The organism is Halorhabdus utahensis DSM 12940 (genome assembly GCF_000023945.1).
Lineage (GTDB): Archaea > Halobacteriota > Halobacteria > Halobacteriales > Haloarculaceae > Halorhabdus > Halorhabdus utahensis.
Genome location: NC_013158.1, coordinates 435,564 through 455,557, shown reverse-complemented (window position 1 = coordinate 455,557; position 19,994 = coordinate 435,564). Strand labels below are relative to the sequence as shown.

Below are 19,994 nucleotides of genomic sequence, written 5' to 3'. Positions count from 1 at the left end.
GAGGACCGCCAGCGGATCCCCGTCAGCCGACGACCAACGGGTATTTGTCCGCCGGCCCATACCCACTTTGGCATGGACGCGGCCCTGGGACCGCCGGCGAAGATGACCGACCGGCGCGAGGATCTCACGCCGATGTTGCGCCAGTACGTCGAGTTGACCGAGCGCTACGACGACGCCCTGGTGCTCTTTCAGTCGGGTGACTTCTACAAGGGATTTTGCGAGGCTGCCGAGGTGCTTGCACGGATCTGTGAGGTGACGCTGACCGAACGCGAGGATTCGACCGGCACCTACGCGATGACGGGTGTGCCGATCGACAACGCCGAATCCTATATCGAGAAGTTACTGGACGCGGGCTACCGCGTGGCGATTGCCGACCAGGTCGAGGACCCCGACGAGGTCAGTGGCGTCGTCGAGCGCGCGGTCACGCGGATCATCACGCCAGGGACACTCACCGAGGACGAACTGCTCGGTGGTGCCGAGAACAACTACGTCGCCGCGCTGGCCGCTGACGATGGCCGATTTGGTGTGGCCGTCCTCGACGTTTCGACGGGGGACTTCTACGCGACCAGCACCGACGACCGGGAGACGGTCAGGGACGAACTCGGTCGATTCTCGCCCGCTGAGGGAATCCTCGGCCCCGACGTCCCGAACCTCTTCGATGGGGCGTGTACCGTCAGTCCCGTCGAGGGGACGTACTTCGCCACTGACCGGGCAGCCGAGCGCGTCGGCGAGTACTTCGGGACGCCTGATCGGCTCCTCGCGACCGATGCCGAGGTCCGGGCCTGTGGCGCGTTGCTGGCCTACGCCGAGTACGCCCGCGGGGGTGAAGCCGGTCGGCTGGACTACCTCAACCACCTCACACGATACGATCCGCGGGCGTACATGGTACTCGACGCGGTGGCGCTCGAAAGCCTAGAGATCTTCGAACGCCGGAGTGTCACCGGCGGCGCGGACCTGACGCTCGTGGACGTGATCGACGAGACGGCTTCTGCGCTCGGCCGTCGTCGGCTGACCGAATGGCTTCGCCGTCCGCTCATCGACCGCGACCGGATCGAGGCGAGACACGCGGCAGTGGATGCGCTTGTTTCGGAGCTCCAAACCCGCGAACGGCTCCACGAGCTACTATCCGACGTCTACGACCTCGAGCGACTCATCTCACGCGTTTCCCGCTCGCGAGCCGACGCCCGTGACCTCCGCTCGTTGAAAGACACACTCGACGTGATCCCGGAGATCAAAGCGGCGTTGGACGGCATCGATGCCCCGCTGTTGACCGACCTTCGAGACCGTCTCGACGAGATGGACGACGTCCGCGGGTTGATCGACGACGCGATCGCGGCGGACCCACCGACCGAAATCACCGAGGGTGGGATCATCAGTGAGGGCTACGACGACCGACTCGACGAGTTGCGCGCGACCGAACGAGAGGGCAAGGAGTGGATCACCGACTTGGAGGAAAGCGAACGCGAGCGGACCGGCATCGACTCGTTGAAGGTCGGCCACAACGCCGTCCACGGCTACTACATCGAAGTGACCGACGCGAACGTCGATCGGGTTCCCGAGGACTACCAGCGGCGACAGACGCTGAAGAACGCCGAGCGTTACTACACGCCCGAACTCAAGGAGCGGGAAGACGAGATCCTTCGGGCGGAAGGGCAGGCCGACGATCTGGAGTACGAGTTGTTCGTGGAAGTGCGTGACGACGTCGCCGCCGAGTCCGAGCGCGTCCAGGCAGTCGCCGACGCTGTGGCAAATCTCGACGTGCTGGTTGGCTTTGCCACCGTCGCGGCCGAGCGGGATTATTGCCGCCCCTCGGTCGGTGGGGACGGAATCGACATCGAGGGTGGTCGCCACCCGGTCGTCGAGCGCACCGAGGACGCGTTCGTTCCGAACGACACCCATCTCGACGACGACGCCTGTCTCGCGGTGATCACTGGGCCGAACATGAGCGGGAAGTCGACCTACATGCGCCAGGTCGCGCTGATCTCGATTCTCGCCCAGGTCGGGAGCTTCGTGCCCGCCGAATCGGCGGACCTGCGGATCGTCGACCGCGTGTTCACCCGCGTCGGCGCGAGTGACGACATCGCCGGCGGGCGCTCGACGTTCATGGTCGAGATGAGCGAACTCGCGACGATCCTGGAAGGAGCGACCGCGAACTCACTCGTCTTGCTCGACGAGGTGGGCCGCGGGACCAGCACGACCGACGGCCTGGCGATCGCCCAGGCAGTGACGGAGTTCATCCACGACGAGGTCGGCGCGACGACGCTGTTTGCGACCCACCACCACGAACTGACCGAGGTCGCGGCCGATCTCAACGGCGCAGTGAACCGACACTTCCGGACCGAACAGGCGGGCGAAGAGGTGTCGTTCCCCTACGATATCGCCACCGGGCCCGCCGCGGCATCCTACGGTGTCGAGGTGGCCGGCGTGGCCGGCGTGCCGGACACGGTCGTCGGTCGCTCGCGAGAACTGCTCGGTGACAGTACCCCCGACGGACGGGAACCGGGTCAAGAGCCCGATCGAACCGCGACGGAACGTGGAAGTGAAACGCCCGAGGAACCCGATCGAGACGATGTCGTCGCCGAACTCCGATCTCTTTCCGTCGCTGAGATGACGCCCATTCAGGCGTTGAACACGCTGGCCGACTTACAGCGTCGGGCCGATCGAGAGTAGCGAGATGTCACATTCCGCTTCTCCGTCCGGGTGAAGCTTGTCCCCAAACATAATGTTCTATTGCCATAGTTAGTATGTACCGGAAACACTTACAGGTAAGTATGGCCTCGTATACGCGCCGGACTGTCCTGGGCCTCAGTGTCGTTACGGTAGCTGGATTTGCAGGCTGTGGTGAGGACGACGGTTCGTCGGCGGATACGACGACGGAAACGCAGGCGTCAGCCACGCCGACCCCGGAACCGACCGCGACGTCTGAGCCGACGCCGACACAGACTCCGGAGCCGACCCCGACGATGCCGTCGTCGCTTTCGATCGACCACGTCCGCTTCTGTGCGGAACAACCAACGGGCTATCGACAATATACCGAACAGCCAGACCAGACCTACAGACCGGGCGACGTTGTCTGGATATATCTCGAACCGTCAACTGTCGGAACGGAACCGGCAGGCGACGGTGAGCGTCGGTTCGCTTACGAAGTGTCCTGGACAATATACACGCCGGACGGAGAAGCACTAGATACGATTACTCGGACTTTCGAGCGGACCGTCGTCGAGTCGACTGACTTCACCACCGTATTTCTGGTGCTCAATTTCTCGCCGTCGATGGCGTTCGAGCCGGGTTCCCACCGCGTCGAGATCGATGTTCGGGACACGATCGCCGGAAACGAGGCGTCCCAGACGGCGACCTTCGATGTCGAACCCGAGCTGAAACAGGCTTCAGAACCCTTCGAGGTTCCTGAGATTCTCTTCACAGCCGGGGAGGCCACTGGATACGACGAGTACACGCCCCAGCCCAACGCCGAGTATGGACCGACGGACACGGTCTGGTACTATTACGAGATCCAGGGGATGCACTACCGGGAGACCGAGGACGCGATACGGACGAATATCTCGATATTCGAAACCCTTACTGGTCCTGAAGGCAGTATCTGGGCCGAAAACAAGATTCCAGTCAACAACGAATTCTCATCGGACACAGACCCATCGATGCTGTATCTCTCGGATCGGCTGTCTCCGGCTGAGCAATGGGATCCCGGCTCCTACACGATCACGCTCGAAGTGACCGACGGCTACGTCGACGAGACGATCGAACAGACAGGGACGTTCACTGTCGTTGAGTGACGGCGGCGTTTTCTCTCACTCTGCCTCGTCGAGCACGGCGGCGACGATTTCGAGTTCCGCTTTTCGGAACGCCCGCTCGTGATCGCGATCATCATCAAGGCCGTCGATCCGGTGGGCGATCGCTTTGCGCATCTCGGCTTTGGCGGGGAGCTGTCCCGGGCCGACGTCCCCACCGACGGCCTCGCTGATCGCGGCGAGACTCTCCTTGGTGAACCCGACCGATCCCCGGCGCTCGAAGCGGTCGACTGCCAGTCGGATCTCGTTGCGGAGTTCGTCGACAGTTTTCGCCATATCCTCCGGGACGGGCGGCCGTGTCCTGTAGATTGCGGTCGTCGGTCACCTCGCCCAATCCACCGTCGCTGCCGCTCACCGACAGCGTTTTTCCCACCCCAACCCAGTCACCTGATGTGCATCTCCGTGGGCCAGTCCTCGACGTGAGCGAGACCAAAACCGTCAGCACGCAGTACGGCGAACGCGACCTCTCGGAGGTCACGATCCGCCCCGAGGACGGCCGCGCGGACCCAGTCACCGTCACGCTGTGGGGTAAGTGGACCGAGACGGCCAGCGTCCTCGAAGCCGGGATGGACGTCGCCGTCTACGACGCCGAGGAGCGCGAGTATCGCGGCGAGACCCAATTCACGACCGGCGAGGACACGATGGTTGTTGTCGAACCCGACTTCATCGTCGACGTGACCGACGTCCGGTCGTGGGTGCAGTGCCCCCGGATGTATTACTTGAACAAGCTCTCAGGGACGCCGCTCGCGTATCCCGTCGTCAAAGGGACCATCGTCCACGAAGTCTTCGGCGATCTGCTTCGCGGTCGGGACGTCGAGGACGCCGTCGCCGAACGCGTCGAGGAGGTCGGCCTTGAACTCGGCCTGCTGGGACGGGACGCTGAGACAGTCCGCCAGGACGCCCTGGATCACGCCAGCGCGATCGAGGGCTGGCTCCAGCAAGGACACCTGACTGACGGCGGCCAGACCACCTTCGGCCCGACGGAAGGCGAGTGGCGCTCCGAACAGACGCTGATCAGCCAGCGCTACGGGCTGAAAGGGCGGGCCGACGCCGTCCGGCGGGGGATGCCCGTCGAACTCAAGACGGGCAAGAACACGAACCGCGAGCCCCGCTTTCAGGACAAGATCCAGGCCGCCGCCTACGCCCTCATTCTGGGCGAACACGGCGAGGAACCACCCAACACCGGCACGCTACTCTACACGAAAAACGCCGCCGTCGAGCGCACCGAGGAAGGCGGCGACCTTTCGCCGGCCAAGGAGTTCTCGATCGGGTCGGGGCTGCTGGAGTTCGTTCTCCGGACGCGCAACGAGATCGCCGCGATGGAGCATGGAATGGATGTCCCGACCGGCTACGAGGCCGACGCCAAGTGCGAGTACTGCTTCGAACAGGACACCTGCATGGCCGTCTCGGGGCGACTCGACCAGGAGTCGAAGGCCGGCCAGGTCGGGACGCCGATCCCGGAAGACGAACGCGAGTACTTCGAGGCCAACTACCGCGCAATCGAGGCCGAGCGCCGGGCCGCTCACCGGGAGTACGCCAAGCTCTGGCGACAGGACAAAGAGGAACGCGCCGAGGACGACCGCGCGCTGATCGACCTCGAACCCACCGGCCAACGCGAACTCGACGACGGCAGCTGGGAACTGCGAGCCAAAGCGACGGGCGCGACCTCGAAGATCCGCGAAGGTGACGTCGTGCTGGCGAACGACGGCGACCCGATCGAGGGTGAGGCGGAACTGGCCCGCGTGCAGCGACTTTCAGCGGAAATCGTCGTCACTGCCGACGAACCCGTCGAACTCCGGCGGCTCGACGTCTATCCCTCGGAACTCTCGACCGACCGGATGCTGACGGCGATCCACGACGCCCTGTTGCAACAGTCACCCGACGAGAAAGCAGTCCTGTTCGGCGGCCAAGCGCCCGCGTTCGAGGACGTCGCGGAGACGTTCGTCGAGAACAACCCCGCCCAGGACCGGGCAGTCAGGCGGGCCGTCGGTGCCGAGGATTTCGCACTGATCCACGGCCCGCCTGGCACTGGCAAGACCTACACGCTCGCGACGCTGGTCGACGCGCTGGTCGAGCGCGGCGAGCGCGTTCTCCTCTCGGCCTTTACCAATCGAGCGGTGGACAACGCCGTCGAGGCGTTGCTGGAGCAGGGCGTCGAGGACGTCGTCCGGATGGGGACCGAGACGGGCGTCCGCGAAGACCTCAAACACGTCAGGCTCGATCCGGCGGGCAATCCGGACGCACGAGCGGACGAGTTGACGGACGCACCCGTCGTCGCGGCGACGACGGCGACCTGCGGCTCGCGGATCATGCGCGAGCAGGACTTCGACGTGGCGGTCATCGACGAGGCGGGCCAACTGACAGAACCCGGCGCGCTGGCGGCGGTCGCCCGCGCCGAGCGGTTCGTCCTCGTCGGCGATCACGAGCAACTCCCGCCGGTCGTCCGCGCGGAAGACGACATCGCCGACCGAGATGCGACCGCCGACCTCTCGCAGTCGCTGTTCGAGCGCCTGATCGACGCCCATTCCGACGCCGGCGTGTTACTCGATCGGCAATACCGGATGGCCCAGCGAATCCAGGCCTACTCCTCCCGGGAGTTCTACGACGGGCAGTTGCGGCCCGCGACCGGCGAGATCGCCGGACAGACGCTGGCCGATCTCGATGGCGTCGATCCGGCCGCACTGCCCGACCATCTCGGAGGCCGGGTGACGTTTCTCGATCCCGACGGGCAGGCGGTGGGGAACACCAATCCCGACGAGGCTGCGGCCGTGGCGCAGACGGTCGAGTCGTATCTCGATGCCGGTGTCGATCCGGGAGACGTGGGCGTGATTGCGCCCTATCGCGCGCAGGTCGCCGAGATCGGCCAGCGCGTCCCCGACGGGGTGACCGTCGACACCGTCGATCGCTTCCAGGGGTCGAGCAAGGAGGTCGTTCTCGTCTCTTTCGTCGCCACAGGGAGCCTCGACGGGCCGATCTTCGAGGACTACCGGCGGATCAACGTCGCGCTGACGCGGGCGAAGCGTGCGCTCGTGTTGATCGGCGACGCCGACGCGCTCTCGACGGACGAGCGGTATCGGCGGATGGTCGAGTGGGCGCGCTGAGAAAGACCGATACCGAAAAGGGCCATCCGACGCAATCGGTCGGCGTGTCACCTGCCACGGACGGACCGACGGTCGCCGGGAAGTGCGCACCCGAACCAGCGGCGCTCGCGGCCGCCGCCGATCGGGGGTTCGACGCCGTCGAACTCTATCTCGAACGTCAGCATCTCGACGCGCTCGAGGAGACGGTCCAGGTCGTCGAGGACGCGGCCGTCTCGGCTGCCTCGGTCCACACGCCACACGTCACACCGGAAGAGCACGAGTACTACGAACTGACCGATCGCCTCGCGGTCGAACTCGATGCCTACCTCGTGCTCCACTCGAAGTACGTCATGCACGTCTTCGCGCCGGAGGTGGAGGCGATCGGCTTCGATGCGGCCCACGGCCACGAGAACAACACCGGCGCGAGCGTCATGCACCTGGAAGAGATGATCCTCGCCCGCGATAACGGTCTGGTGCTCGATACGGCCCACCTCTACACGGCAGAGCGCGAGTATCACGACGCGCTTGCATACCTGCTCTCGACGTATCCCGACCAGATCGGACTCATCCATCTCACGGACAGCACGCGCCGGGACGACGGGCTTCCGTTCGGTGACGGCGAGATCGATCTCGAAGCGACGGTGAGAGCGATCCGTGACTCGGCGTTCGACGGACCGATCGTGCTTGAGGTCAGCCAGGACGCCCAGGCCGACGCGCTGGCGGTGTTCGAGGACTACTGGGCGGACTGATCGTCTTCGGGCCGTCGTGGGCAATCCATTTGTGGCCTGCGTCCGTCTCGACACGCGAACAGATGACATTCGAAGTCCCACGCGGAGACGGCTACGTCGAGGTCGATCTCCCCGACTGTGACGTGACGATTGCGGAGCTCCCCGGCGGCGAACCGGTCGACGTCCGCGAGGCAGCCGAGGAAGCCGTGGCGAATCCTCACGGCCCGCCACTCGTCGAACGGGCAAGCGCCGACGACGAGGTGGCCATCGTCGTCACGGACGTTACGCGGGACGCCCCGGACGGGATTCTGGTGGACGTGCTCTTCGACGAACTCGAGGCCGCCGGCGTCGATCGCGAGCAGGTCACCATCGTCCTCGGGCTCGGCCTGCACCGGCCGATGGACGAGGCGGAGATCGAGGCGGAACTCGGCGAGTACGCCGACCTCGCGGAGAACCACGATCCCGACGAGACGGTCACGCTCGGCGAGGTCAACGACGTGCCGATCGAGATCTACCGCCCCGTCGCCGAGGCCGACCTCGTACTCACCACGGGCCAGAGCGAACCCCACCAGTACGCAGGCTTTTCGGGCGGCGCGAAGACAGTCATCATCGGCGCGGGCGGCGAGTCCTTCATCAAGTACACCCACGGCCCGGACATGCTCAGCCAGGAGTCGGTCAAGCTGGGCAAGATCGACGGCAACCCGTTCCGGGAGGCCGTCGAGGAAGCGGGCGAACTGGTCGGCCTGGACTTCTGTCTGAACGTCACGCCCGGCCCCGACGGCTTTCTGGACGCTTCCGCGGGTGACTCCGGCGCGGTGGTCAGGGACCTCGCCGAGACCGCCCGCGAGGCGCTGGCCTTCGAGGTCGACGGGGAATACGACGCCGTTGTCTCGGGCGTCGGCGCGCCGAAGGACGCACAGCTCTACCAGACGACCCGCGGCATCACCTACGTCGTGCTTTCGGACGGCGCGCCAGTGAAGGAGGGCGGTCGCGTGGTCGTGCCCGCCGTGCTCGACGAGGGCTACGGCGCGGGTCGGGGCGAGGAGCGCTTCTACGAGTGGCTCTCGGGTGCCGAGGACGCCGAGTCGGCCTACCAGGCGATGCTACAGGGCTACGAGCCGGGTGCCCAGCGCGGGTTCGTCACGGTCCGGTCGCTGCGTCACGCGGACGCCTATATCACCAACAGCGAGGACCCGGAACTCGTCGAGGAGTGTCTGATGCACGCCGAGGAGTCCGTCGAGGACGCGATCGAACCGGGGAGTGACGTCCTCGTGGTCCCGAAAGCACCCAAGACACTGCTGGTCTGACGGTCTGGGGTCGACATTACCGCCAAGCGAACGTTTAACCGCGAATTTTGACTAACTGCGGCCGTGCCGTCGCCGTACCAGATCCTGGAAATCGACCGGGCTGCGAGCGAAGATGCCATCCACCGTGCGTACCGTCGACGCGTCAAGGAGGCTCATCCGGACCAGGGTGGCTCGGCTGCCGAATTCCAGGCTGTCCAAACCGCTTACGAGGCGCTGCTATCGGAGTTCCACGAAGGTTCGGACGACGGGGCGCGCTTGGATCGGTCTGCCGGTCCCGTCTCCGTCGAATACCTCGACTACGATGTCCTGGACGACCAGGGCTGGACGCTTGATGACGGCAGCCTCTTCGGGAAGGCAGCCGATGCTGGACTGGATGCAACCGACTACGGGACGTTTTCGGTAACTCCCGAACGGACCTTGCTGGAATCCGCCGAAGCGACCGGCCACGAGTGGCCATACTCCTGTCGCGGCGGTGCCTGCGCCAACTGTGCCGTTGCCGTGTGTCGCGGCGAACTCTCCCAACCCGTCAATCACATCCTGCCGGCGGACGCCATCGACCGGGGCATTCGACTCTCCTGTGTCGGCAAACCGATCACGGACGATCTCGCAGTTGTGTACAACGTCAAGCACTTGCCGTCGATCGCCGACCTCCGGCTGCCGCCGCGACCCGCCGACAGTCGCGGAATCGACTGACTGGGCAGGGAGTGTATTCGATAAAACTCGCATTTGACCCATCGGCACACCCTTTACAGTGGCCGTTTTATCGATCGCACATGGGGAAGTTACTGCCACGCCGTGGTGAGCGGGCCGACACCGCCGAGGAGCCGCGGGTGCTCGGGCTCAACGAGGGTGCTGCTGACGAGGCGTTTGCCGCCCTTTCGTCGGAGACGGCCCGACGAGTGCTCTCATTGATCTACGACGATCCTCGGACGCCGGTCGAGGTCCGCGATGAGATCGGAACGTCGCTCCAGAACGTCCACTACCACATCGAGAAACTCGAATCAGCTGACTTGATCGAATCGGTCGGGACGGACTACTCGGCGAAGGGCAACGAGATGAACGTCTACGCGCCAACCAGCGAGGCGCTCGTACTCGTCGCCGGCGAACAGGAGGACGAATCCCTGTTGAAGCGGGCCGTCGGCCGGCTCTTGGCGGGCGTCGGCGTCCTCGCCGCCGGGGCGCTGGCGTTCGGGTTCGCTGCCCAGCAGATCCTGACGGAGTCGACATCGGACTCCACGGGCGGGAATGGCGGTAGCGTTGGTGCGATGGATACCGAGTCAGTCCAGGTGTCAGCGAACGCCGACACGGTCCAGTCGGCGTCCGAGGCTACCGGTCCGCTTTCGATTCTCGGTGACCCTGCCGTTGCGTTCTTTCTCGGGGGGGTATTCATCCTCGCCATCGTCGGTGTCTGGTGGTACGCACGCAGTCGCTGACGGCATTCCAGCAGGATCTTCACCTTCGATAATCGCCATATCGACGGATAGCAAGTAGTTTGTGACCTCGCTTGGAAGGCTATAGTGTATGGACGTACAGTCCATTTCCGACCTCGACGACCGACGGCGACGAGCGCTCTTCGAGCGAGATTCCGGGATCGGCGAGATCCGCGAGGATGTCCAGGACATCGTCGCAACGGTCCATCAGGACGGCGACGAGGCCCTTCGGGACTTCAGTCGCCGGTTCGACGGCGTCGAGATCGACGACTTCGACGTCACCGAGCAGGCCGCGAAGGCCTACGAGGCGATCGACGACGAGGTACGCGAGGCGATCGAGACAGCCGCCGCAAACATCCGCGCGTTCCACGAACGACAGGTCCCCGAGGACTGGTCTGTCGAGCCAAGCGAGGGGCGCGAACTCGGCAGGAAGTACTACCCGCTCGATTCGGCAGGGGTCTACGCACCCGGCGGCACGGCAGCCTATCCCTCTAGCGTGCTGATGGGCGTCGTGCCAGCGAAGGTCGCCGACGTCGAACACGTCGCCGTGGCGACCCCGCCGGCCGAGGAGATCAATCCGGTCACGATGGCGGCGATGCACGCCGCCGGTGCGGACGCCGTCTATCAGATCGGCGGCGCACAGGCCATCGCTGCACTCGCCTACGGCACCGACTCGATCGACCCCGTCGACGTGATCGTCGGCCCGGGCAACCGCTGGGTCACCGCCGCGAAGGCCGAAGTCCGCGGCGACGTCCGGATCGACATGCTTGCCGGCCCCAGCGAGGTGCTGACGCTGACCGACGCGACGGCAGACCCCGAGATCGTCGCCGCCGAAGTGGTCGCACAGGCCGAACACGATCCCAACGCCGGGGTTGTCGCGGTGACGCCCGATTCCGACCACGCCGAGGCTGTCGCCGCGGAGATCGACCGCCAGGCACCCCAGCGCGAACGCGCCGAGATCGTGCGAGAGGCACTTGCAAACGACGCCAGCGGCGTCTTTCTCGCCGATTCGATGGATGCGGCCGTGGCGTTCAGCGAGGACTACGCGCCCGAGCACATCTTCGTCCACGCGGCGAACGAGCGCGAGCTGCTCGACCGGATCACGAACTACGGGAGTGCGTTCGTCGGCGAGTTCACCCCGGTTGCCGCGGGTGACTACGCCAGTGGTACCAACCACGTCCTCCCGACCGGCGGATCGGCAGCGATCGCAAGCGGGCTCTCGGTCGATGACTTCGTCCGTCCGGCGACGTATCAGCAACTCTCCGAGGACGGGCTCGAGACGCTCCGGGAGACGATCACCACACTGGCCGAAGCCGAAGGACTCGAGGCCCACGCACAGAGCGTCGAAACGCGCTTTGAGGACTGAGGCCGCTCGGCACGACGGTCAGCTTTCGGTCCCGACTGTTTCGTCGACCGGCTGATCGTCGTCCCACTCGCGGAACCCGGAGCCAGTTTTCTCGCCGAGTTGGCCGGCTTGAACTTTCGCCCGGAGGATCGCCGGTGGCTCGAAGCGCTCGCCGAGTTCCACGGCGAGTTCTTCGAGTGTTTCCAGGCGATTATCCAGTCCGGCCCGGTCGGCGGCGGCCAGCGGCCCCATCGCGTGGCCGAATCCCGTCTCGACGAGGTCGTCGATCGCTGCGGGGGTGGCAACCTCCGCCTCGACGGCCCGCATCGCCTCGGCTTCGAGGGCGAGCTGGAGCCGGTCGGAGACGTACCCGGGAGCGTCGTTTACAACGACAGAGGTCCATCCGAGACCGTCGAGAAACCCACTCACCGAATCGACGGTGGCGTCGTCGGTTTGGTCCGCTCTGACGATCTCGATGACTTCCCGGTCTCCGTTCCCAGAGGGCGATTGTGCATTATGGGTTCGGGCCTTACCGCCGTCCACGATCGAGAGGCCGATCGCGCGCTCCGGATTTTCGAGCGCGGCTGCCGCGGCTGTGGGTTCGGCGACGTCGGTGTGGATCGCGAGGATTGTTTGATCGTCGAGACCTTCCTCGACGCCGGCGAGGCGATGGCGGACGGTTTCGAGATCGGCCGACCGTGTTTCGATGGCGACGTCCGCATCGCCGACGGCCGTTTCGAGATCGGTTGTGCCGTCCAGTCGTTCGAGGTGGTCGGCTGGCCCCGGATTCCCACGTTCCCGAAAGGTCTCTTCGAGCACGTCGACAGTGTCCATCACCGCTGTGGCATCGACCCCGTACAGCGTGACAGTCGGGAACTGCTCGGTGGTGTCAGGGTCGCCGCTATCTGTCGTAACTGGTTCCGACGGCGATCGATCCGTCGACTCGTCAGTGTGTCCGGCGCGTGCTGTGCAAAAGAACGACGCCCGGGCGAATCGACGCCCCACCACACCCGTACCGAGGATCGCAACGTCCATGCACGGTGGATCGACGGCGGGGCCGATAAGGGTTTGTCCCGGCCGTGGCCTCGTTCAGTCCTCGCCGGCCCCGTACCCGGTGGCGTCGGAGACGTCGAACGATTCGAGCGTCTGGAGGCCGTTGAGCGCGATCAGGCCGAAGCCAACTTTCGCCACCACGTCGATGTACGTGATGACCAGCGACGCGGTTTCGTTGTCCATGAACCCGTAGCCAGTCGGCGCGAGCAGCCAGATGACCGGGTAGACCAGCCAGAGCACGATCACGAAGTTCCGGAGCTTTCGGTAGAGCCCCGCGGTCACGTCGTCGCGGTGCGTTGCGGTCTCGGCGGCCTCGACCACGAGCAGGTAGACGACGCCGACGAACGCCAGGCTACCCGCGATGAAGAACAGTTCCTTCAGCGGCGTCGCGAACACTGCACCGAGGAATCCGAGCACGATCGTCGCCGCCTGCAGCGCCGCGGCTTTCGCGATCAGTCGTCGCCCGGCCCCGGCGATGAGTGCGATGAAGACCACGTGCAACGGCGTCGTCAACAGCCAGTCGACGTACCGCGGGACGAAGAGTTCCGCCCCGCTCGCCGTCGAAACCTCGCCGATTCCGAGGGCCATCAGCCCGTAGGCGACCGTCGCGATCAGCGTCACGACGACGACGTCGGCGTATTCGCGATGTCGGTCACTCGACAGGGTGACGAACCCGTAGGCGAGGCCGACGCTCCCGAGCGCCATGCCGAGCGTGCCGAGCGTGAACCAGAGCGTGATGCCGACTTCGATCATGCGGCATCACCTCCTGAAATTCTCCCAGTGCCACCGTCTGTCGCTGTCTGTTCGACGGTGAACCGATCGAGCAGCGACTGGAGTTCGTCCGCCCGATCCAGGAGGTCGCCGGCCGACGTCGTCACTTCCGCGATGGAATCCGTCTGTTCGTCGGCCGCCGTGGCGACGGTGTCTGCCTCCGTGACCGTCTGCTGGCTGATCGCCGTCAGGTCGTCGACCATCGCCATGACCTGCTGGGCCGTTTCGGCCTGGTCTTCCGTCGCAGCGTCGATCTCCTGGATGCCCTGATCGGCTGTCTCAGCCCGCTCGACGATCGTCTCCAGGGAATCGACTGTCTCGGTCACCGTCTCGACACCGGCGGCCATCCGCTCGCTCGTCGCTTCCATCGTCTCGACAGTCTCACCGGCTTGGTCCTGGATCTGCTCGATCCGTGCCTCGATGTCACCGGCCGCGTCCTTGGTCTCCTCGGCGAGGTTCTTGACCTCGTCGGCGACCACGGCGAAGCCTTCGCCGCCGTTGGAATGGGCGGCTTCGATCGAGGCGTTGATCGCAAGCATGTTCGTCTGCTCGACGATCTCGGTGATGACATCGACGATCTCGCCGATCTCGTCTAGGTCCGAATCGAGGTCGTTGATCGCCTGGCGCGTCCGTTCGGTCTCTTCTTCGATGGCGTGCATCTCCTCGATCGCATCCTCGGCGGCCCGCCGACCGGTTTCCCCGACTTCGGCGGCCTGCTGGGACGTCTGGGCCACTTCCTGGGCGGAACTGGCGACCTCCTCGGCGGACGCCGAGAGCGTTTCCATCTCTGCGGCGATGTCCTGGAGCCGTTCGCTCTGTTCGCTTGCGCCGTCGAAGATCTCGTCGATCGACTGGCTGACCTGTCGGCTGGCTTCGCCGACGCGGTCGGCGTTCCGACGAACGCTATCACTCGATCGGGAGACGTCCTCGGCAAAAGCTTCGACGTCCGCGACGGTCGTTTCGAGGGCTTCGAGCGCGATATTGAGTTCTTCACCGACCGTTCGCATCGCGTCGTTGTCGCTATCCGGATCGACACGCTGGGTCAGATCGCCGTCGGCGACGCGGTCGAGCACGTCACTGTAGGCCTCCGCCTTCGCTTCGAGATGCGACGAGAGGGCCTCCATTTCCGCTCGCTCGGCCTCGGCTTCCTGCCTGGCTGTTTCGGCCTCGTCCTGTGCCGTTTCGGCCTCGTCGATCTTCCGTCTGAGGGAATCGCGCATCTCCGCGAAGGACCGATAGAGCGTCCCGATCTCGTCTGAACGCTGGGTCGTCAGGTCGACGTCGAGGTCGCCCCCGCCCATCTCACTCGCGCGGTTGGCAAGCCGGCGCAAGGAGAGGGCCGTGTTCGAACCGATAGTGACGCCGATCAGTCCCAGGTTGATGATCGCGAGCAACACCAGGCCCAGTAGATCGGAATTGATCTGCGCCGAGAGGGCATAGGCTGCCTCGGCGGGCTGCTGGGTCAGTACTGTCCAGCCGCGAGTCCCCATCGTCGTCATCCCCATGACAGTGTCTCCCTGACGGAGGAACGAGCCGTTGGTCGCGTTGGCCGTCTCGATCGCCGGGCCGTCGTATGGTTCGAGGATCTTGCTCGTGTTTGGATGGGCCACGTACTGCCCGTTCTCGTCGACCACGATGGTCGACGTGGCTCCGCTCGTCGAGAGGGCTGCCGCCCGGGATTCGAGATCAATCATGTAGACGAGCGCGCGGTCCTCCGCGCCCTCGATCGGCGAGATGGCTGCCACGATCGGGTGATCGACGATCGGCACCGAGAACGGCTGGGAGATGTAGACCTCGTCCGGGCTGGTGAACGTCGGCGGATCCGTCGCAAACGCCGCACCTTGTTCAGCCGGATCGACACCCTCCATGGTGTCGCTCGAACTCACCAGAAACTCCATCTCGGCCGTGTCGAGATAGTGGACGGCGACCACGTTTGCAGGAACGTCGCCGTTCGCGATCATGGCCTCGAGTTCCCGATCGATTTGATCGACGGTTCCCGATCCGAATATGGGTAGCTTCGTGGTCGTCCGGACGTCACCTTCGACGGCTGACAGCCACGTTTCGAGCTGGTCGGCCTGTGCATTCGACTGTGTCGTCAGGTCGTCCTCGACATCGGTGCGGAGTTCACCCGACGTCTGGGCGCTGATGACGCCACCGAACGCGATCATGATGACGACCGCGAACGCGAGGGCCACCCCGAGCCGTGCGGTGTACCGCTCGCGCACGAACGACGGGAGGACTCCGGTACGTTTCTCTGGCATTACCAGACGCGATGGGTCGAATTACCGTAAATGGTCACTCCCGATTTTCAGCCATGATAACCCAACAACGGGCAAACCGCGTTCGACCGGCGCCGTGGCACCGCAACTATCATATTCCTACCCACTGACGTTCAACTGACCACAGAACGTGGTACCACATGGCGAACGCCAACGACACCCGCGATCCGTTCGAGACGGTCCAGTCAGTCATCGACGAGCCTGCAGCCGGGGCGGATCAACTCCCATATCTGATCGGCTTGCTCGACGAAGACGATCCGGCCGTGCGGCTCGCCAGCGCGTTCGCACTGTGTCTGATCGCGCTCGCCGAGCCTGACACGGTGACGTACATCGCCGGTCGACTGTCCGACCGCCTCGACGGGGATATCGCGGAAGTCGAGTTCGCCTTTGCATACCTCGCAACGAGGTTTCCCCGACGGTTCGACGATGGACTCATGGAGGCACCGACAGGTCACCGTGACCGGCCGGCCGAGCGCACGGAGGCGGGCGGGAACGCACCCGCTGACGATGTCGGGCGGGTCCGCCCACCGAACAGTGGCTTCGACCCGCGAAACGTCGACTCGAATCGAAGCGTCATCGATCCCGCGGATCCACAGCGCCACGACGACCCCGCTCGCGAGCAGCTGGGTGGTGGATCGAACCTCACCGGGCACGACGAGTCGGACTCGGCAGGTGCCACTGGGGGCGAGAGGATGACCACGACCGAACGCCAGCGATGGAATCAACTGTTCGAGCGACTTTCGGAGATCGTCGAGTACAGCCGCTTCGAGGAACTGATGATGTTATCGGGCCAGCACCGCGGCCGGTATGCCGACGTGGCCCGCGTCCTGACTGTCGACGAGGGCGTCGAGCGTGCACTTGCGCTGCGGTTGTTCCACCGCCCACCGTCGGACGAACTCGGGTCCTTCGAGGAAGAGCTCTGTGCGGCACTCGACCGGTGGCAAGGGATCGACGCGCATCCCAACATCGCAACGGTCCATGACTGGAACGCCACGCCCCAGCCCTGGGCCGCGACCGACCTCTACGAGACGACCCTCGCCGATCGCGTTACCCCGGTCGATCCTTCCGTGGCCATATCGATCGGGATCGACATCGCCGATGCGCTCGCACACGCCCATCGACACGGCGTGATCCACGGCGGGCTCGATCCGCGCACGATCGGGCTTCCCGGGATCACTGACGAGCAGGCGACGGGGTCAGGGGCGGCACTCATCAACGTCGGCTTGCTCGAGGTCTACCGGTTTCACGTCACGCCGGCCTCGTGTCTCGACCCGCGATATGCGGCTCCCGAGTACTACGACCGCCAGTTCGGCCGGATCGATCACACGACCGACGTCTACCACCTCGGGGCCGTCCTCTATCGGTTGCTTACGGGTCGGCCCCCGTTTCTCGGCGAGTTCGAAACCATCCGCGAGGACGTCATGAGCGCGGCCCCGCCCATCCCCTCACTCGTGGTCGACGTACCCGACGACATCGACAGCGTGATCACCAAGGCGATGGCCAAGCGGACGCTCCGGAGATACGAAACGATAAATGACTTGCGACAGGATCTGGTGCGTGTGCATGACGAACTGACCGGCCGTGAGGGTGACGGAAGTGAGCGGCCGTGAACGATCGGACAGATGGCTATCCACCATGATTTACCGAACCAGCGGTGACCGTCCATGATCGGTGGTTGGGAGGTATCGCTACAGGAGATTGCCGGGAATCCGAACCTGACGTTCATCTACTTCGTCGGGTTCGTGTTGATCGGCGTCCTCGGGGTCCGGTTCGGGGTCTATGCCCTCTGGAACCGACGCGCGAGTCAGCTCCCGTCCCAGGCGTCGATCTGGACCTATCTCGCCGGCGTTGGCGTGGCCGCGGCGCTCTACGGTATCATCGGAGTCCTCCAGATCGTCACCCCGGCGATGCCGGCCATCCGGCGCACCGTTTTGCTTGGGTTCGTCTTGCTGCTGGCGCTGACGATGCGGCTCATCGCCCGCCAGGCGACGCCGACGGACGACCGCACTGACGAGACAGATACGCTACGCGAGCCAACTGTCCTGGCGTTATCTCTCGTCGTCGTTGCGGTATTTCTCGGCGAACTGGCCGGCGTCGAGGAGCGAACCGTCGTTGCCCTGGCAGGCGTCGGCGCAGTCGCATTCACCGCGTACGGGTACTGGCACGGCCGGACCCAGCTATCACGATCGATGGTCCAGGGGACGATGCTGGATACGCTGTTGCGCCATCTGCTCCCGGTGTTGGCCTTCGGTGCGTTCGTTCCCGTGATCGAACTCGTCGTCTTCGTCGGGATCGATCGAGCGATCGTTCTCCACGTCCAGATCGTCTTCGTGATCATGGCAGCCACAGCGCTGATGACGGCAAACATCAAGCTCCGACAGAATCTTGCCCGACTCTAGTCGCCGGTACAGGCGGTCGGTTCTTCGGCGACGATCCCGTCAACGTCCATCTTCTGGAGCGACGCTGCACGGTCGATGTCGTTGATCGGCCAGGCGTAGACTGCCAGATCCGAGCGATGCGCCCGCTCGATCAGTGCAAAATCGATGAGACGCCAGTGGGGGGCGATTCCCGCACAGCCGAGACCCGCCGCCCGCTCGATCGCGGCCTCGGAGGCATCGTCGACGATCAAGACGACCGGAACGTCCGTCGTTTCTGTCGCCCGCGCGACCACGTCCGTGTCGAACGACGAGAGCCAGACGTCGACGTCTGCCCCCTTGACGGCTTCCCGTACGTCTTCGATCAGACCCGACTCCTTGAGCTCGAGATCCAGGCCCACGTCTGGCGGCACGGCTTCGAGCACCGCGGACAGCTCCGGAACCCCTTCCCCGGACCCGTCGATGTCCATGTCGGCGAGTTCGGCGGCCGTGTACTCCGCAACCGCGCCAGTCTCGTCGGTGAGGCGGTCGACAGTCTCGTCGTGGAAGACGACCAGTTCTCCCGAGGCGCATCGTCGGACGTCGACCTCGATCATGTCCGCCTGCGCAGCCGCCTGCCGGACCGCTGTCAGGGTGTTTTCGGGATATAACCCAGCGAAGCCACGGTGAGCGATACAGCGCATACCTGCCCTTCCGTCCCCACCTTGCAAGGGCTTTTCGGGCGGTGCTGAACTCGATCCCCGGTAGTCGCTCCCCGGTCGTGACGGTGAGCTAGCGACATGGAACACGATAAATACCTATAATTATGGCGCTTGAACCATACCATGAACCTATGAGTGGGGACGGGCCATCGTCGAACACAGACGCAGAGACACCCGGCGGCGAGAGCAGGCTGGTTGCGACGTACCGGCGATACGTCGAAGCCGACACGAGTCGCCCGGAGATCTACAGCGGTTTCGGGCTGTTCTTCGCCGGCGTTACGTTCGGTTTTGTCGCACTTGTCGTGTTTCTGTACAGTGGAACCGCGCCTGCCGGGACCGACCGCTACTGGTTGCTGCGTGAGATTGCGCTCGTCTCCGGATCGCTCATGGTTCCTGCGGTCACGCTGGCGGTCGTTATCCTGTTGCCAGTTGGCCGTCGCACGCATGCAGTCAGCGCGATCGGGACGACCATCTGTCTGGTGTCGATCCTCTGGTTCACGCGGGTGTATCCATGGCAATGGAGTGAAGCCAACGACACCAGCGTAATCAGTCTCTATGCCGTTGGTGTCGCGTTGCTGGTGGGGGCGACCGGGGCGGCGCTGGTCGCGCAGTACATCGACCGCGCCACCGAGCAGCCGACCGAGGGTCCCCAGTCCGGCGAGGCTGATTCCGCGACAGACGACGTCAGCGACGAGGACGTTCGTGCGGACATCGACGACGCGATGGCTGACTCCTCGTTGACGTGGGGGGGCGTCGAGGCCGAACCGACCACGAAACGGCTCGAATTCGACATGCCTGATGCCGCGGAGGTGGGCAACGTTGGGGACAACGTCGATGCTGTCACGGAGACCAGATCCGCCGGTGGCTCCGTTGATGACGCGGTCGACGGGTTGCGAAAACTCCAGGGTGGCGAGGACGCGACGGCACGGACTGAGAGTCCGGACGATCAGGTCTCGGCGCTTGCCGCAATGCGCGAGCAACAACAGGCAGACGACGATGTCGAGACTGGGGTCGACCGCCCGGGCCTGCTCGCTCGCTTGCGAGAGCGGGTGGTTGGCCTCGACGGCGAGGGACGACTCGCGGCACTCCGGCGGCGACTGTTCGACTGACAACGAGCGA

At 64.9% G+C, this 19,994-nt stretch carries 16 protein-coding genes; 11 read left to right on the top strand and 5 right to left on the bottom strand.

Annotated features, from left to right (window positions below):
• Positions 1-72 precede the first annotated feature (72 nt).
• The gene (mutS, locus tag HUTA_RS02260) at positions 73-2,670 is read left to right on the top strand and encodes a DNA mismatch repair protein MutS (RefSeq protein WP_012795522.1); all 2,598 of its coding nucleotides are present in this window, start codon (positions 73-75) and stop codon (positions 2,668-2,670) included.
• Positions 2,671-2,771: 101 nt separating this feature from the next.
• Positions 2,772-3,791 (top strand): hypothetical protein, encoded by a 1,020-nt coding sequence (locus HUTA_RS02255; protein ID WP_049941151.1) that lies wholly within the window; start codon positions 2,772-2,774, stop codon positions 3,789-3,791.
• A 15-nt stretch (positions 3,792-3,806) separates the two neighbouring features.
• Here HUTA_RS02255 and HUTA_RS02250 read toward each other — a convergent pair whose 3' ends face one another.
• Entirely contained in the window at positions 3,807-4,082 is a 276-nt protein-coding gene (locus HUTA_RS02250) for a hypothetical protein (RefSeq protein ID WP_012795520.1), read from the bottom strand.
• Between the two features lie 116 nt (positions 4,083-4,198).
• On the opposite strand from HUTA_RS02250, the gene HUTA_RS02245 reads away from it, so the two are divergent.
• The 6 genes from HUTA_RS02245 (at position 4,199) to hisD (ending at position 11,717) form a co-directional block, all read left to right on the top strand.
• Positions 4,199-6,907, top strand: a complete 2,709-nt coding sequence (locus tag HUTA_RS02245; RefSeq protein WP_012795519.1) for an AAA domain-containing protein — start codon at positions 4,199-4,201, stop codon at positions 6,905-6,907.
• Between the two features lie 44 nt (positions 6,908-6,951).
• The gene (locus HUTA_RS02240) at positions 6,952-7,635 is read left to right on the top strand and encodes a sugar phosphate isomerase/epimerase family protein (RefSeq protein ID WP_049941397.1); all 684 of its coding nucleotides are present in this window, start codon (positions 6,952-6,954) and stop codon (positions 7,633-7,635) included.
• A 62-nt stretch (positions 7,636-7,697) separates the two neighbouring features.
• Positions 7,698-8,921 (top strand): lactate racemase domain-containing protein, encoded by a 1,224-nt coding sequence (locus HUTA_RS02235; RefSeq protein ID WP_012795517.1) that lies wholly within the window; start codon positions 7,698-7,700, stop codon positions 8,919-8,921.
• A 63-nt stretch (positions 8,922-8,984) separates the two neighbouring features.
• Positions 8,985-9,614 carry a ferredoxin Fer gene (fer, locus tag HUTA_RS02230; protein WP_012795516.1) on the top strand — a complete coding sequence of 210 codons (630 nt, stop codon included), beginning with the start codon at positions 8,985-8,987 and terminating at the stop codon, positions 9,612-9,614.
• Between the two features lie 80 nt (positions 9,615-9,694).
• Positions 9,695-10,354 (top strand): ArsR/SmtB family transcription factor, encoded by a 660-nt coding sequence (locus HUTA_RS02225; protein ID WP_012795515.1) that lies wholly within the window; start codon positions 9,695-9,697, stop codon positions 10,352-10,354.
• A gap of 88 nt (positions 10,355-10,442) precedes the next feature.
• On the top strand, positions 10,443-11,717 hold the full coding sequence (gene hisD, locus HUTA_RS02220) for a histidinol dehydrogenase (protein WP_012795514.1): 1,275 nt from the start codon (positions 10,443-10,445) through the stop codon (positions 11,715-11,717).
• An 18-nt stretch (positions 11,718-11,735) separates the two neighbouring features.
• Here hisD and HUTA_RS02215 read toward each other — a convergent pair whose 3' ends face one another.
• The 3 genes from HUTA_RS02215 to HUTA_RS02205 are packed head-to-tail and all read right to left on the bottom strand — an operon-like array spanning position 11,736 to position 15,781.
• Positions 11,736-12,731, bottom strand: coding sequence for a 3-hydroxyacyl-CoA dehydrogenase family protein (locus HUTA_RS02215; protein ID WP_012795513.1), 996 nt, complete (start codon positions 12,729-12,731; stop codon positions 11,736-11,738).
• A gap of 54 nt (positions 12,732-12,785) precedes the next feature.
• Positions 12,786-13,502, bottom strand: a complete 717-nt coding sequence (locus HUTA_RS02210) for a bacteriorhodopsin (RefSeq protein WP_012795512.1) — start codon at positions 13,500-13,502, stop codon at positions 12,786-12,788.
• Positions 13,499-15,781, bottom strand: a complete 2,283-nt coding sequence (locus tag HUTA_RS02205) for a methyl-accepting chemotaxis protein (protein WP_012795511.1) — start codon at positions 15,779-15,781, stop codon at positions 13,499-13,501. Before HUTA_RS02205 ends, HUTA_RS02210 begins: the two co-directional genes overlap by 4 nt.
• Before the next feature lie 158 nt (positions 15,782-15,939).
• Here HUTA_RS02205 and HUTA_RS02200 point away from each other — a divergent pair, with 158 nt between their 5' ends.
• Together HUTA_RS02200 and HUTA_RS02195 are read left to right on the top strand one after the other, a co-directional pair.
• Positions 15,940-17,409, top strand: coding sequence for a protein kinase domain-containing protein (locus HUTA_RS02200; protein WP_012795510.1), 1,470 nt, complete (start codon positions 15,940-15,942; stop codon positions 17,407-17,409).
• Positions 17,410-17,463: 54 nt separating this feature from the next.
• Positions 17,464-18,198 carry a hypothetical protein gene (locus HUTA_RS02195; protein WP_012795509.1) on the top strand — a complete coding sequence of 245 codons (735 nt, stop codon included), beginning with the start codon at positions 17,464-17,466 and terminating at the stop codon, positions 18,196-18,198.
• Here HUTA_RS02195 and HUTA_RS02190 read toward each other — a convergent pair.
• Positions 18,195-18,857 (bottom strand): glycerophosphodiester phosphodiesterase, encoded by a 663-nt coding sequence (locus HUTA_RS02190; protein WP_012795508.1) that lies wholly within the window; start codon positions 18,855-18,857, stop codon positions 18,195-18,197. The two genes, HUTA_RS02195 and HUTA_RS02190, sit on opposite strands and share 4 nt — an antisense overlap.
• 149 nt (positions 18,858-19,006) lie before the next feature.
• Between HUTA_RS02190 and HUTA_RS02185 the strand changes: the two genes are divergently transcribed.
• Complete coding sequence (locus HUTA_RS02185) at positions 19,007-19,984, top strand: DUF7139 domain-containing protein (protein WP_012795507.1); 978 nt, start codon at positions 19,007-19,009, stop codon at positions 19,982-19,984.
• Positions 19,985-19,994 lie beyond the last annotated feature (10 nt).

Bases quoted from the DNA above. Each gene is read 5' to 3' on its own strand.
- HUTA_RS02185 (WP_012795507.1), top strand. From the start codon at position 19,007: ATGAGTGGGGACGGGCCATCGTCGAACACAGACGCAGAGACACCCGGC.
- HUTA_RS02225 (WP_012795515.1), top strand. From the start codon at position 9,695: ATGGGGAAGTTACTGCCACGCCGTGGTGAGCGGGCCGACACCGCCGAG.
- HUTA_RS02200 (WP_012795510.1), top strand. From the start codon at position 15,940: ATGGCGAACGCCAACGACACCCGCGATCCGTTCGAGACGGTCCAGTCA.
- HUTA_RS02215 (WP_012795513.1), bottom strand. From the start codon at position 12,731: ATGGACGTTGCGATCCTCGGTACGGGTGTGGTGGGGCGTCGATTCGCC.
- HUTA_RS02190 (WP_012795508.1), bottom strand. From the start codon at position 18,857: ATGCGCTGTATCGCTCACCGTGGCTTCGCTGGGTTATATCCCGAAAAC.
- HUTA_RS02210 (WP_012795512.1), bottom strand. From the start codon at position 13,502: ATGATCGAAGTCGGCATCACGCTCTGGTTCACGCTCGGCACGCTCGGC.
- HUTA_RS02250 (WP_012795520.1), bottom strand. From the start codon at position 4,082: ATGGCGAAAACTGTCGACGAACTCCGCAACGAGATCCGACTGGCAGTC.
- mutS (WP_012795522.1), top strand. From the start codon at position 73: ATGGACGCGGCCCTGGGACCGCCGGCGAAGATGACCGACCGGCGCGAG.
- hisD (WP_012795514.1), top strand. From the start codon at position 10,443: ATGGACGTACAGTCCATTTCCGACCTCGACGACCGACGGCGACGAGCG.
- HUTA_RS02255 (WP_049941151.1), top strand. From the start codon at position 2,772: ATGGCCTCGTATACGCGCCGGACTGTCCTGGGCCTCAGTGTCGTTACG.
- HUTA_RS02235 (WP_012795517.1), top strand. From the start codon at position 7,698: ATGACATTCGAAGTCCCACGCGGAGACGGCTACGTCGAGGTCGATCTC.
- HUTA_RS02195 (WP_012795509.1), top strand. From the start codon at position 17,464: ATGATCGGTGGTTGGGAGGTATCGCTACAGGAGATTGCCGGGAATCCG.
- HUTA_RS02205 (WP_012795511.1), bottom strand. From the start codon at position 15,781: ATGCCAGAGAAACGTACCGGAGTCCTCCCGTCGTTCGTGCGCGAGCGG.